A 12210-nucleotide genomic window follows, 5' to 3' on the forward strand; every position below is an offset into this window, starting at 1 on the left:
CCGAAGTGCGTACTTGATCATTCCGGGGCCTGCGGCAAGTCTAATCGGCATGAATGACAACACCTTTGAGAAGCTCACTCTCCTCGGGCTCGGCGCGATGGGGACCGCGCTCGCCCGTGCTTGGCTCGCTGCCGGGCATCCGCTGACCGTGTGGAACCGTACGTCCAGCCGGTCCGAGCCGCTCGCCGCCGAGGGCGCGACGGTCGCCAGGACAGCCGCCGAGGCGGTGGCCGCGAGCGATCTCGTGGTGGTCTGCCTGCTCGACGACGCATCGGTCGTCGCGGCCTTGGCCGACGCCGATCTTACGGACAAGGACCTGGTCAACCTCACCACCAGCACCCCCGCCCAGGCCCGAGCTCGCGCCGAGTGGGCCGAGAAACGCGGCGCCCGCTTCCTGGACGGAGGGATTATGGCGGTCCCGCCCATGATCGGCGCCCCCGAATCCGGCGGCTATGTCTTCTACAGCGGATCCCGCGCCCTCTTCGATGCCCACCGCAACGCGTTGGCCGTACCGGCCGGCACCAGGTACGTCGGCGAGGATCCCGGCTTCGCCGCCCTCCACGACGTGGCGCTGCTGAGCGCGATGACCGGAATGTTCGCCGGGGTCTCCCACGCCTTCGCACTGATTCGTAAGGAGGACATCACGCCGACGGACTTCGCCCCTTTGCTTGTCGATTGGCTCACCGCCATGGCCCCCTACGCGTACGGAATCGCCGACCACCTGGAGAGCGGCGACTACACCAAGGGCGTGGTCTCCAACCTCGCCATGATGGCGGAGGGCAACGCGACGCTGCTGCGCACGGCCGAGGAGCAGGGGGTCAGCGCCGAGCTACTGACCCCGTTCACGGCCCTGATGGAGCGCCGCGTCGCCGACGGCCACGGCGACGAGGACACCACGGGGGTGATCGACCTGCTCACCACAGAAATCACAGGCCGAGCTTCTCGATGACCCAGTCGTGGAAGGCGCCGATGTGGTGCTCGCTGGGGACCAGGACGCCGCCTTTGGCGTACAGGCGGGACGACATCCGGGGCTGGCAGCGTTCGCAGGCCTCGAAATCCTGTTCGTTGACCCGGTGGAAGAGTTCGACGGACTTGTCGAGGTTCTTGCCGCCGGTGACGACGTCGGCGGTGTAGAGCCAGTCGCATTCCACGATGGTGCGGTCGGCGGCCAGCGGATACATGCGATGCAGGATGATGTGGTCGGGCACGAGGTTGATGAAGACCTGCGGCTTGATGGTGATCGCGAAGTAACGGCGGTCCTGGTCTTCGGCGAGGGACGGGATCCGGTCGAGACCGGGGGAGCCGTCCACGGTGAAACCCTCGATGTTCTCGCCGAAAAGCGCGCCATGGCCGACGTAATACTGCGCCGCGTAACCGTCCGCGAATTCGGGGAGCACTTCGACGAGTTCGGGGTGGATGGTCGCGCAGTGGTAGCACTCCATGAAGTTCTCGACGATCAGCTTCCAGTTGGCCTTCACGTCGTAGACGATTCTGCGGCCGAGTTCCAGCGCGTCGGGGGAGTAGTTGTCGATCAGCTCCAGGGCGCCGAGCCGCTCGGTGACCGCGCCGAGCACGGTGTCGTCGAACGAGGGCGGCTCGTCCGCCAGGCAGACCCAGACGTACCCGAGCCATTCCCGCACATGCACCTTCGCCAGGCCATACTCGACCCGATCCAAGTCGGGCATGGCGGACATGTTCGGCGCCGCGATCAGCTTGCCCTCAAGATCGTAACTCCAGGCGTGGTACGCACACGAAAACGCCCTTTTAACCTCCCCGTACTCGTCAGCACACAACGTCGCCCCACGATGGCGGCACACGTTGTAAAAAGCGCGAACCCCACCCCGGCTCCGCGTGATCAGAATGCTCTCATTCCCCACCTGCACGGTCCGGAACGCCCCAGGCACCCCCACATCGGAGGATCGCACGGCACAGAACCACATCGCCTCGAAGATCCCCCGCTGCTCCGCCGCGAAGATGTCCGGATCGGTGTAGTAGCGGCCGGGAAGTGTGGGAATCACGCTGCTCACCGCTACACCCCTGTTTCGCGAAACGGAACATCATGCGCTATGCGCAACAGCGTGAAGCCGCCCGAAACGGATGTCAAGGGGCATACGAGCACTCCGTGACACCAGGGATCAGCCGAACAACGAGTTCCCGTCGCCGCGCTTGATGCGCTTCTGCGTCAGCACGATCAGGTTGACCACGGCGATGACCGCGATCGCCCACAGCGCCACGGCGGCCACGAACCAGCCCGCCAGCCACGACAGCACCCCGAGCGCGGCGCTCACCACCAGCCCGAAGACCGCCAGCGCGATCCGCAGGTTGAGCGGCGTCTCCGGCCGCTCCATGGTCGGCGAGACCTCCCACCAGAACCGGTCACGAATGCGATGCGGCCTGCTCATACCCATCACCCCCAGGTGAAACGTTGTACGCCAGCAGCCGGTACCCACCCTCCGTCCCCTGCCAGCTGGTGATCGACCCGTTGTCCGCGAGCCCCTCCGCCGCGATGGCCAGCACCTCCTCGTCGCTCAGCCCTTCCAGGATCTGCCGGAGGAACAGCACCACCGCGTCATGCGCCACGATCAGCACCCGCCGGTGACCATCGGCTTCGATCTCCGCGACCACCTCACGCAACCGCTCCGCCACATCCCGGAACGACTCCCCGTCCGGCGGCCGGTACCCCAGCGGATCCCGCTCCTCCGCCACGATCTCGGCCGGAAACCACTCCCGCACCCAGCGCGGATGCCGATGCCGCAACCGCCCCCGATCCCGATCGCGAAGCCGCTCGTCGACCCGATGGCACGGCCGCTCCCGCCCCGCCGAGGCCAGCTCCCTTTCGATCCCCCGCCAGGTCTGCTCGGCCCGCAGATACGGCGAACACCACACCATGTCCGGCGTGTCGCCCGGCTCAAGCCCCGCCAGCCATCTCCCGACCGAACCCGCCTGCCGCCACCCCAGATCGGTCAGCTCGATCGCCATGTCATCGTCGGGAATCACCGCCGAGGAGGCCGCCGACGTCTCGACCGCGAGGTAGGCGACATTCGACGTGCTCTGCCCATGCCGTACGACATGCACCAGGTGCACATCCCCGGCTCGTTCACCGTGCGGACAGCTCATCAAGACCTCCCCACCGGTAGAACACCCAAAGCCCGTTAACCCATACCTACGGTTCGAGGCAGGTGGGAATGGAGTCCGATGATCCGGTCGGCCGCTGTGTCTTACCGGCCGGATTGTAAATCTTCACCCACTTCACCGAGGAGAACTGCTTCAGCGTGGGAACGATCTCGTCGGCGATGGTGAACGTGGACCCGCCGCTACTGCACCCACCGGTGAGATAGACCCGCGCGACCTTGTTCTTGATGGTCACCTTGCTGAACCCCGTCGCCTTCGAGTCCACGAAATGCAGGCCCACCCGCTCGCCCTGCGTCGGCCCCGCGAACAACCGCTGCAACGCCCCCGCCGCCGGCTCCTGCGTCGCCACCGGCCGCACCACTCCCTTGGTGTACGGCTTGCGCCCCACATTGAAGTTCGCGCTGTTCATGAAATAACTCTTCACGTTCACGGTCCGATACGGCGTGGTGAGCTCGATGACCACCCGGCTCGGATTCTTCAACGTGTACAACCGGAACGGCGTCTTCTTGGCCACCCCGACCCCGAACGACAACACCGCCTCGAAGTCCCCCGTGTTGACGACCTGGATGATCCCCGGCAGCGCGTAAGTCCGCCGCGCGGGACCATACGAGAGGTTCCCGTCGTCCCCGTGCCCCTTCGCCCCGCCGAACCGCACCAGCAGCCGCGCGCTCCCGACGACCGGCACCGGCAGCCCCGACCCGTCGGCCACGAGCGCCGAGACATATCGCGCGCTGCGCTCGGCCGGAAGCGCTCCCTTGAACTCGAACACCAGCCGATCCAGCCCTGGATGATGCGCGGCCCGGATCGCGACCAATATCGGCGTTGCCGCCCGCGCGCTGGCGGGGACGGCCACCCCGCCGCTCACGACGGCACCTACAACGACCCCGGCGACAAAGGCGCGTAAGGAGAGCATGTACATCCCGTCCGATCGTCTGAAATCCCATCGTGACGGGACCCAACCTAATGTCAACCGCCCCGAAAAATCCTGATGAGCCCGTACGCCAGCGTCGTTAGAGTGAACCAATGACCACCCAGGGATCCGAGATCGGCGACGATGTCCTCGATCGTTTCCTCGTGCGCGGCCGACTGATCACCATGCCCGCCAAGCAGTCCGTCCGCCGCGCCGTGCTCGACCGGATCGCGACCTCCTTCCAGCCTGGCGTCCGTTACCCGGAGACCGAGGTCAACGAGATCCTGCGGACGTTCTACGACGACTACGCCGCGCTTCGCCGCTACCTGATCGACGGCGATTTCCTGAGCCGCGAGAACAGCGTCTACTGGCGTTCCGGCGGCACCGTCACCTGACGCGACCGCTTGCCGCCACGCTCGGCCGTACAGAATTGTCAGAGGGTTTCGCTATCTTGCCTGCATGGAGTTCGTACTGGTCGCAGGCGCGTGGCTCGGATCGTGGGCGTGGGACGAGGTGGTGCCGGAACTACGCGCGGTCGGCCACGGCGTCCACCCATTGACACTCTCCGGCCTCGCCGACAAACAAGGCATCAAGGCAGGACAACAGACCCACGTCCAGGACATCCTCGACGAGATCGAACGCCACGATCTGCGAAACGTCATCCTGGTCGGCCACAGCTACTCGGGCATCCCGGTCGGCCAAGCCGCCGAACGCATCGGCGACCGCCTGTCCCACGTGGTCTTCGTCGACTCCAACGTGCCGGCCAACGGCGAATCATTCGTCTCGGCCTGGCCCTCCGGCCGGCCCATGGTTGAGGCCTTGATCGCCGAAAACAACGGCTTCTGGCCCCCACTCACCGCCCCCGACTTCGCCGGCCAGGGCCTGACCGACGAACAGATCACCCGAATCGTCACCGGCTCAACCCCCCACCCCGGCGCCACCCTCACCGAACCAGCCATCCTGACCCGCCCCCTCAGCGACCTCCCCGCCACCTACATCAAATGCCTCCTCGACGGCGACGAACCAAACCCCGACGTAGCCGCCCTACTGGCCAGCCCGCACTGGCACCTGATCAAGATGGACACCGGCCACTGGCCCATGGTCTCCCAGCCCCGCGAACTAGCCCGGATCCTCCTCGACACGGCCACGCATTCAGCCCGCTAGCCACTCCCTGCCTGCAGCGATGTACCAAGACTGGTTTGCGATCGAATCTGGCCTCATTGCTCAGCGGCGATCCGGCCAGTCGGGGATGGCCTCCTCGATCGGGACCGAGCCTTCCAGGCGGCAGGTCCGCACTGCCCCACGGACCGCCTGAAACCGGTCCTCGAACCCGGGGGCGGAATAGGCCACCGCGCGCAAACGCCACAGCCGCAGCAGGTCCTGCAATTGCCGGTAGCCCTGGACCCGCTGCGCGGCTGCGGCAGCCGGTTCGTACTCGGCCTTGAACTGCTCGTGGAACCGCCGCGGCAGCATGCGCAAGATCTCGAGCGGATCGTCGTGGTCATAGGCGTCCACCGGCAGCGCGGCCATGCCGGCCAACTCACCGCTGCGGATACCCCTCGGTCGGGTACCCAGCCAGGGCTGAAGGCGTTCTCAGATAGTGAGGCCGAGAGCGATCAACGGGTTGGGAAAGTCGTCGCGGGCTCAGCGGGTTCCGTCGGCGATGTTGGTGAAGGTGAACTGGCGTGACGCGCCGATCGCGGAGCTACGCATGATCGCGGGGGTCGATGGAGCTGTGGCGGTCCGGATCTTGCACCGGTCTTCGCCGAAGGTCACGTCTCGGACTGTCGCAACGTCACGCGACACCCCGTTATCCCGGTCGCGATAGCATCCGGCGCGTGCGTCGAGAGTTGGCTGTTGTGCTTGTTGTGATGGTTGCTGCTGTGCTGGTGCCGGGGGGTCCGGCGGGGGCTGGCGCCGGGCCGGGGAATCCGGGTGGTGGGGCCTATGTGCCGGCGGAGGCGCGGGCGGTGAACACCTCGCGGGCGGATCGGGTGGTGGGGAACGGGAGTCCGGCCAGTTGTACGTCTAGGGCGGTGGTCGCGGCTGTTGCCAAGGGTGGGGTGATCAGGTTCAACTGTGGGGCCCGGCCGGTGACGATCAAGATGACGGCGACGGCCAAGGTGCGGAATACCAGTGCGCGGGTGGTGCTGGATGGGGGCGGGAAGGTGACGCTCAGTGGGATGGGGCAGCGGCGGATCCTTTATATGAACACGTGCGACAAGTCGCTGGTATGGACCACGTCGCATTGTGACAACCAGAGCCGGCCGCAGTTGGTGCTGCAGAATTTGACCTTCGCCGATGGGAACGCGACGGGGGAGCGCGCGGAGGGTGGCGGTGGGGGAGCCGTGTTCGTCCGGGGTGGGCGGGTGAAGGTGGTCAACTCCACGTTCGTGCGGAATCGGTGTGACGCCAGCGGGCCTGATGTGGGCGGGGCGGCTCTGCGGGTTCTGAGTCAGTATCGGAATCTGCCGGTGTATGTCGTACGCAGCACGTTTGGCGGGGCGAAGGGGCAGGGCGGGGTGTGCTCGAACGGGGGAGCGTTGAGCAGTATCGGGGTCTCTTGGGTGATCCTGAACAGCGTCATGTCGTACAACAAGGCGATTGGGCGGGGTGCCAATCCGGCCCGCGGGGGGACGCCGGGTGGGGGTAGCGGGGGAGCTGTGTACACGGACGGGAATCGGTTCACCGTTCGGGTCGCTGGGTCGGTCATTCAGAACAACACCGCTCGTGAAGGGGGCGGGGCGATCTTCTTCGTGAGCAACGACATGACCGGCACGCTGCGGATCGAGAAGTCCAGGCTCCGGAACAACCCGAGCGCGGGGTTCGAGACGCGGGGGTATCCCGGGATCTTCTACAAGGGAGCGGGGAAACCGCAGGTCGTCGCGTCGACGCTGAAGTGATTCGCCCGGCGGAGGCTGGGGGTTTTGGTCGCGTTGCTGGGTCCGTAGGGCGAATCGATCCAATTGGCCGAAGCGGAGATCGGGGAAGCGGATCGGAGCGGGCGGGTTGGTGCGGGAGAGGCGGTCGGCTAGGCGGATTGGTTCGGGGAGGCGGTCAGGCGGGCGGGTTGGTGTGGGAGAGGCGGTCGGCTAGGTGGATTGGTTCGGGGAGGCGGTCAGGCGGGCGGGTTGGTGCGGGAGAGGCGGTCGGCTAGGCGGATCGGTTCGGGGAGGCGGTAGGCCGGGGTTGTGCGGAGGACGTGGGCGCAGGCGTTGTCGAGGCTGATGCGGTGGCCCTGGGAGACGTAGACGGGTTTGACGTGGTCGCGGGTGCGGAGGGCGCGGCCGACCGTGTCGTGGTCGAGGGTGATCGGGGTCCAGCTGCCGCGGGTGGGGGCGGGGTCGGCGTGGGTGCCGACGAAGGCGGTCTTGGCGACGCCGATCGTGGGGAGGCCGGTGAGGACGCCCAGGTGGCAGGCCAGGCCGAAGCGGCGGGGGTGAGCCAGGCCGTAGCCGTCGCAGATCAGCAGGTCGGGGGTGATGGTGAGGCGGTCGAGCGCGGTCAGCAGGGGCGGGAGTTCGCGGAAGGCAAACAGCCCCGGTATGTACGGAAATTTCGCCTTCTGGCGGGATGTTGCCTGGTCCACGATCCGCAGGGTGTTGTCGAGGACGACGACGGCGCCGGTTACCTCGTCGCTGTCAGGGGCGTACCCGACGTCCAGACCGGCGATGAAGTCGACGGTGAGTGGGCCGGGGTCGGTGAGATCCATGAGCGGGCGCAGCTGTTCCTGTACGGCTTCCGCTTCGGCGGCCGTGGTCGGCCAAGGGTTCGTCCGGCGAGCAATGTGAGGGGCGCGGCGGCCGTTCTCATGCTGGATCACCTGGTTGACGCCGCCTGCCAGCGGCTGTTCGATCTCGGAGCTCATCCCGGCCAGTCTCTCGCCGTCGCGAGCCGGGCGCGAACGGTTATCTGCACTCCGGTCGGTTGCCAGCCCCGGCGAGTCCGAGGGCAAGATCGAACTACGTGAAATCCACACGCCTCCGAGAGCGCTCCAAGCCATGATTCTGTCCGTTATGTGGTGATATTTTGTGGGCGCTGGTTGCCTGTCATGTGCAGTCCATCTTGGAGTATGTGCGGGTTCACCGCCCCCGACCTCCTTTCACACGGGCCACACCAATATTTCGCTCGGAAACCGCTAGCGCGTAACCCAAGGTCGTCAGCCTTTCGCTGCTGCCTCGCCTTCCCTCCGGCGGGGAACCCTCCTGAAAGGCCGTACGATCGTGCTCAAGGCCTGGCCCGGCGTCGGCGTCATCCTGTTGATGGTGGCTGGATCTCTCTGCTTCCAGGATGTCGCGGCAGCCGAGACCCGGATAGTCAACGTGCCCTACACGTGTGGCGGGAAGGCCGCGGAGCTCGACGTCACCCTGGAGGCGCCCAAGACGGCTCCGCCGGGGGCCACGGTCACCGTGGTGTGGTCGCTGGGCGGCGGGCTGGCCAACGCGGGTGACAAGACCGCCGCTCAGGGCACCGAAATCGGCTCGTACGGCAGGCTCCGGCTGAACGGCGCGATCCAGGGCGAGCTCGCCCCGATGACGGGACGATCACCCCTGCTGACGTCGGTGGATCCAGGGCAGCCAATCGCCGTACCACCCATGACGGGATATATGACGATCCCAGGGGACCTCCCGGCGGGGTCGAGCGTGACGCTCATGCCAGGGGACTTCCAGCTTGAGGTCCCGGGCGCGGGCAAGACCACCTGTGTCACCGAGGTCACCGCGGGGACACAACTCCTGGTCGCCGCCGCGACGAGCCCATCGCCATCGCCGAGCCCGTCCGCGACACCCACGCCGAGCGCCACGCCGAGCCCGTCCGCGAGCCCCTCGCCGTCGGCCACGCCGAGCCCGACGCCGACGACCACGGTGACCGTGTCCATGACCGCCTCGCCCTCGCCGCAGGTGCTGCTAACCCCGCTCGGCGGCGCCGCGACCGGCGCGGAAAGCTCCATCGGAGGGCGCGCCCTCCTCGGCCTCTTCTTGATCGTTTTTGGCAGCGCGGGCGCGGCACTCATCGGCCGCCTGATCTGGAGGCGAGCATGAACACCATCGACGAGCAGCCACACGAACCAGGCGAGCACGGACCAAGGGTTGAGCCGGGGATCGAGCAGCGGTCGACCGGGTGGGATGAGCAGGGGAGCGATCCGCGGCCAGGCGGATGGTTCGCGCGGTTCAGGCGGGGCGCCACCGAGCCGGACCCTGGCCTGCTGGGACCTGTGCGCCTGGTCCTGGTGCTGGGAACCGTGGCGGCGGTCGTGACCGCGCTGGTCGGGGTCGTGCTGGTGGCGTCGGAACCCAGTGACTCGGCGGTCCGTGAGTCTCTTGGAGTGGTGAACCCACCCGGGCCCGCCGGAGTGCTGACCTTTCCGAACGAAGTGGGACCGGGCGGGCCGGGCGCCGTGCTCACCGCGGCCGTCGCCGACGCGCCACCCCCGGAACCCGCTGGGCAGCCCGCCCAGCCGGTCGCCGAGTCGAACCCGACCAGGCTGGTCATCCCGGGGATCAAGGTCGACGCGCCGCTACGCGCGGTCGGGGTCACCGAGCGGCGGGAGATCGAGGTGCCGCCGCTGTCGGCCCGCAATCTGGCCGGCTGGTTCAAATACGGCCCGACACCCGGCGAACAGGGGCCGGCCGTCATCGTGGGCCACGTCAACGTCCGGGGCGGCCCCGCGGTCTTCCAGCGGCTGCGCGAACTCGCGCGCGGGCACGTCGTCAAGATCGGGCGGGCGGACGGTTCGGTGGTCACATTCACCGTGGACGGCGTCGAGCAGGTCTCCAAAACGCGATTTCCGACCGAGCGCGTGTACGGCAACACCGCCCATCCCGCGCTTCGCCTCATCACCTGTGGCGGGGTGTACAACAGGAAAACGCACAGTTACACCGACAACCTCATTGTCTACGCCACGCTTACCTCAGCGACATCTACTTAACATTGCAAATTGATCGCGAGCAGGGTCTCCAGTAAATCAGTTATTTTGGGTGTGGTTTTTGATGATGAGGGTGCGGCATAAACGGCTTGCGACCCTGGGATTCGCGCAGATATGGCTCGGCGCGGCACTCGCCGTGGGCGCGCTCGCGGCGACTCCGCCGAACGCGGTGACCGCCCGGGACGTGACCGCGGGCACGCTGACGATCGGCTTGGCGGCCATCGCCGACGCGGACACGGAGCGGGTCCTGGTCGAGGGCGGCGCGGAACTGACGCCTGACGGCGGGGTACGTTTCCACGCGGCGAGCGGCGCGTTCGATCCGGCCACCGGCGACGCCGAGGTGGACTACGAGGGATCTGTGCGGATCGTCGCCGGCAAGCGCACGGTGGTGATCAGCCGTCCCCATCTGCGAATCGACGGCCCAGACGCCGTGGTACGCGCCGAGCGCGTGACCACACCCGTGGACCCCAGCCCGACACCCCACGCGACCCCTCACGCGACACCGAGTCCATCACTCGCCGACCCGACCCCCAGCCCGTCCCCATCGCTGCTCGCCAGCCCTCCCGCCATCACCGATGTGGTACGCCTGGACATCGGCACCCCGAACCTCAGCGGATCGACCGTGGCCTGGACCGGCACAGCCGCGGCGGCCACCCCGTCACCGAGCGCGAGCTCCACCCCTGGCCCGTCCGCGAAGTCCGGCTCCACCCCCGGGCCCACGCCGAGTAGCACCGGCACACCTTCCGCGAGCCCAGACGCCAGTCCTTCGCCAAGCGCCCTGGCGGCCGCGCGGTTGTTCGCCCAGGACGCCCCCGCGTCGGCCTCCGTCCTGCTGACGCTCAGCCAGGTCGTCCAGCCGAACGCTCAGCTCATGCTCACCGAGTCGGGCACCCCGTCACCGTCGCCCAGCGCTTCCACCAGCCCCTCCGGCAGCGCGAGCCCAAGCGCGTCGACCACCCCGTCACTGCGCCCCTGCCCGACCCCCTCGACGACCACCTCCGCCAGCGCCTCAGCCTCGGCCAGCACCTCCGCCAGCGCCTCGGCGTCCGCCAGCGCGTCGGCCAGTGCCTCAGCGAGCGCGTCGGCGAGCGCCTCACCGAGTGCCAGCGCGAGCGCCTCCGCCAGTTCGAGCCCGAGCGCCTCGGCCAGTTCGAGCCCGAGCACGAGCGCCAGCCCGTCCCCCAGCGCCTCCCCCTGCGTATCCCCCTCCGCGTCACACTCGGCCTCCGCCTCCCCCTCCCGATCCAGCAGCACCACCTCCACCCCCACCTCCTCGACCAGCCGCACCCCGAGATCCACGACCACCATTTCCGAAACGGTCACCGCCCCCGTCCCCGGCGGAGGCGACGACGAGGAGCTGCCCAAGACCGGCGACGGCTTCGTCGCCCCCCTGACCATGCTGGGCGCCTTCCTGGTCATGGGCGGCGCGTTCACCCTCCGGGCGGCCAGGCGCGGCGGCTACGTCACGGGCGAGCTCTGACCTTGGTCACCGGCCAGGCAGCCTTGCCGTACCAGCAAGACGACGACGACCTCTGGGAGCCGCCCTCGCGGCGGCTCGCCAGGGGAGTCGGCGAGCTCATGGTCACGCTCGGCGTGATCGCCCTGCTCTTCGCCGCCTACGCCGTGTACGGCAAAGCCTGGCGAATCGAAGCCGAACAGCACCTGATCGACGACCGCCTCAACCGCACCTGGGCGACCGCGAACGCGGGGGAGGCCCCGGCCCCAGGCCAGCCGCTGGCCCGCCTGCACATCCCGAAGCTGGACATGAAATGGGCCGTCGTCGAAGGGGTGACCCAAGCCGACCTGCGCAAAGGCCCCGGTCACTACCCGAAGACCGCCCGCCCGGGCGAGATCGGCAACATGGCCGTGGCCGGCCACCGCATCCCCTCGGTCTTCTGGGACATCGACCGGCTCCGCGAAGGGGACACGATCGTCGCCGAGACCAGGAACGCCTGGTTCATCTACAGCGTCACCGGCCACCGGGAGGTACGCCCCACCGCGGTCGAGGTCGTCGCTCCCACACCCGACCAGCCAGGCGTACCCCCCGAACGGGCAATGCTCACCCTGACCACCTGCAACCCGAAATTCCAGAACTGGCAACGCCTGGTGGTCTTCGCCGAACTCACCCGCTCCCAGGCGAAGTCGGCCGGACGGCCGCCCGAGCTGGAAAAGCGAAAGTGACCCTGGGGGCAGGAAACGTGGCCCACGGAGTGTGAGGAGAAGTCACCAGCGCGATGGGCGGGTG

General features: G+C 67.9%; 17 protein-coding genes. 7 read left to right on the top strand and 10 right to left on the bottom strand.

Annotated features, from left to right (window positions below; translation table 11 throughout):
* Positions 1 to 49: 49 nt before the first annotated feature.
* Positions 50 to 949 carry an NAD(P)-dependent oxidoreductase gene (locus Amac_RS01195; protein WP_155352367.1) on the top strand — a complete coding sequence of 300 codons (900 nt, stop codon included), beginning with the start codon at positions 50 to 52 and terminating at the stop codon, positions 947 to 949.
* Here Amac_RS01195 and Amac_RS01200 read toward each other — a convergent pair.
* The 4 genes from Amac_RS01200 to Amac_RS01215 form a co-directional block, all read right to left on the bottom strand.
* The gene (locus Amac_RS01200) at positions 927 to 2027 is read right to left on the bottom strand and encodes an aromatic ring-hydroxylating oxygenase subunit alpha (RefSeq protein ID WP_246268000.1); all 1101 of its coding nucleotides are present in this window, start codon (positions 2025 to 2027) and stop codon (positions 927 to 929) included. The two genes, Amac_RS01195 and Amac_RS01200, sit on opposite strands and share 23 nt — an antisense overlap.
* Before the next feature lie 108 nt (positions 2028 to 2135).
* Positions 2136 to 2402: a hypothetical protein gene (locus tag Amac_RS01205; RefSeq protein WP_155352368.1), complete on the bottom strand. Its 267-nt coding sequence runs from the start codon at positions 2400 to 2402 to the stop codon at positions 2136 to 2138.
* On the bottom strand, positions 2377 to 3117 hold the full coding sequence (locus Amac_RS01210) for a histidine phosphatase family protein (RefSeq protein ID WP_155352369.1): 741 nt from the start codon (positions 3115 to 3117) through the stop codon (positions 2377 to 2379). The genes Amac_RS01205 and Amac_RS01210 overlap by 26 nt, the downstream gene beginning before the upstream one ends.
* Positions 3118 to 3163: 46 nt before the next feature.
* Positions 3164 to 3997, bottom strand: a complete 834-nt coding sequence (locus Amac_RS01215; protein WP_170322247.1) for a GerMN domain-containing protein — start codon at positions 3995 to 3997, stop codon at positions 3164 to 3166.
* A 158-nt stretch (positions 3998 to 4155) separates the two neighbouring features.
* Here Amac_RS01215 and Amac_RS01220 point away from each other — a divergent pair, with 158 nt between their 5' ends.
* Together Amac_RS01220 and Amac_RS01225 are read left to right on the top strand one after the other, a co-directional pair.
* Positions 4156 to 4437 carry a DUF2087 domain-containing protein gene (locus Amac_RS01220; RefSeq protein WP_155352371.1) on the top strand — a complete coding sequence of 94 codons (282 nt, stop codon included), beginning with the start codon at positions 4156 to 4158 and terminating at the stop codon, positions 4435 to 4437.
* A 64-nt stretch (positions 4438 to 4501) separates the two neighbouring features.
* Positions 4502 to 5206 (top strand): alpha/beta fold hydrolase, encoded by a 705-nt coding sequence (locus Amac_RS01225; RefSeq protein ID WP_155352372.1) that lies wholly within the window; start codon positions 4502 to 4504, stop codon positions 5204 to 5206.
* A gap of 60 nt (positions 5207 to 5266) precedes the next feature.
* On the opposite strand, the gene Amac_RS01230 is transcribed toward Amac_RS01225, so the two are convergent.
* Together Amac_RS01230 and Amac_RS57120 are read right to left on the bottom strand one after the other, a co-directional pair.
* Positions 5267 to 5572, bottom strand: coding sequence for a DUF6247 family protein (locus tag Amac_RS01230; protein ID WP_155352373.1), 306 nt, complete (start codon positions 5570 to 5572; stop codon positions 5267 to 5269).
* A gap of 114 nt (positions 5573 to 5686) precedes the next feature.
* Positions 5687 to 5818 carry a hypothetical protein gene (locus tag Amac_RS57120; protein WP_281356238.1) on the bottom strand — a complete coding sequence of 44 codons (132 nt, stop codon included), beginning with the start codon at positions 5816 to 5818 and terminating at the stop codon, positions 5687 to 5689.
* Between the two features lie 317 nt (positions 5819 to 6135).
* Here Amac_RS57120 and Amac_RS01235 point away from each other — a divergent pair, with 317 nt between their 5' ends.
* Positions 6136 to 6945: a hypothetical protein gene (locus Amac_RS01235; RefSeq protein ID WP_218040817.1), complete on the top strand. Its 810-nt coding sequence runs from the start codon at positions 6136 to 6138 to the stop codon at positions 6943 to 6945.
* A gap of 215 nt (positions 6946 to 7160) precedes the next feature.
* Here Amac_RS01235 and nfi read toward each other — a convergent pair whose 3' ends face one another.
* The gene (nfi, locus tag Amac_RS01240; protein ID WP_155352375.1) at positions 7161 to 7910 is read right to left on the bottom strand and encodes a deoxyribonuclease V; all 750 of its coding nucleotides are present in this window, start codon (positions 7908 to 7910) and stop codon (positions 7161 to 7163) included.
* 355 nt (positions 7911 to 8265) lie between these two features.
* On the opposite strand from nfi, the gene Amac_RS01245 reads away from it, so the two are divergent.
* A complete protein-coding gene (locus Amac_RS01245; protein ID WP_155352376.1) occupies positions 8266 to 9081 on the top strand; it encodes a hypothetical protein in 816 nt (271 codons plus the stop codon).
* Complete coding sequence (locus Amac_RS01250; RefSeq protein ID WP_155352377.1) at positions 9078 to 9968, top strand: class F sortase; 891 nt, start codon at positions 9078 to 9080, stop codon at positions 9966 to 9968. Before Amac_RS01245 ends, Amac_RS01250 begins: the two co-directional genes overlap by 4 nt.
* Positions 9969 to 10004: 36 nt before the next feature.
* On the opposite strand, the gene Amac_RS01255 is transcribed toward Amac_RS01250, so the two are convergent.
* The 3 genes from Amac_RS01255 to Amac_RS01265 all read right to left on the bottom strand — a co-directional run bounded on the left by Amac_RS01255 (position 10005) and on the right by Amac_RS01265 (position 11288).
* Complete coding sequence (locus Amac_RS01255; RefSeq protein ID WP_155352378.1) at positions 10005 to 10202, bottom strand: hypothetical protein; 198 nt, start codon at positions 10200 to 10202, stop codon at positions 10005 to 10007.
* Between the two features lie 255 nt (positions 10203 to 10457).
* The gene (locus Amac_RS01260; protein ID WP_155352379.1) at positions 10458 to 10697 is read right to left on the bottom strand and encodes a hypothetical protein; all 240 of its coding nucleotides are present in this window, start codon (positions 10695 to 10697) and stop codon (positions 10458 to 10460) included.
* Positions 10698 to 10829: 132 nt separating this feature from the next.
* Positions 10830 to 11288 (bottom strand): hypothetical protein, encoded by a 459-nt coding sequence (locus Amac_RS01265; RefSeq protein ID WP_176611955.1) that lies wholly within the window; start codon positions 11286 to 11288, stop codon positions 10830 to 10832.
* Between the two features lie 180 nt (positions 11289 to 11468).
* Here Amac_RS01265 and Amac_RS01270 point away from each other — a divergent pair, with 180 nt between their 5' ends.
* Complete coding sequence (locus Amac_RS01270) at positions 11469 to 12146, top strand: class E sortase (protein WP_155352380.1); 678 nt, start codon at positions 11469 to 11471, stop codon at positions 12144 to 12146.
* Positions 12147 to 12210 lie beyond the last annotated feature (64 nt).

Origin of the sequence: Acrocarpospora macrocephala, from assembly GCF_009687865.1 — a bacterium.
In the GTDB taxonomy this organism is placed as follows: domain Bacteria; phylum Actinomycetota; class Actinomycetes; order Streptosporangiales; family Streptosporangiaceae; genus Acrocarpospora; species Acrocarpospora macrocephala.

Coding starts and splice junctions, on each gene's coding strand:
- Amac_RS01195 (WP_155352367.1), top strand. CDS start 50: ATGAATGACAACACCTTTGAGAAGCTCACTCTCCTCGGGCTCGGCGCG.
- Amac_RS01205 (WP_155352368.1), bottom strand. CDS start 2,402: ATGAGCAGGCCGCATCGCATTCGTGACCGGTTCTGGTGGGAGGTCTCG.
- Amac_RS01210 (WP_155352369.1), bottom strand. CDS start 3,117: ATGAGCTGTCCGCACGGTGAACGAGCCGGGGATGTGCACCTGGTGCAT.
- Amac_RS01220 (WP_155352371.1), top strand. CDS start 4,156: ATGACCACCCAGGGATCCGAGATCGGCGACGATGTCCTCGATCGTTTC.
- Amac_RS01225 (WP_155352372.1), top strand. CDS start 4,502: ATGGAGTTCGTACTGGTCGCAGGCGCGTGGCTCGGATCGTGGGCGTGG.
- Amac_RS01230 (WP_155352373.1), bottom strand. CDS start 5,572: ATGGCCGCGCTGCCGGTGGACGCCTATGACCACGACGATCCGCTCGAG.
- nfi (WP_155352375.1), bottom strand. CDS start 7,910: ATGAGCTCCGAGATCGAACAGCCGCTGGCAGGCGGCGTCAACCAGGTG.
- Amac_RS01250 (WP_155352377.1), top strand. CDS start 9,078: ATGAACACCATCGACGAGCAGCCACACGAACCAGGCGAGCACGGACCA.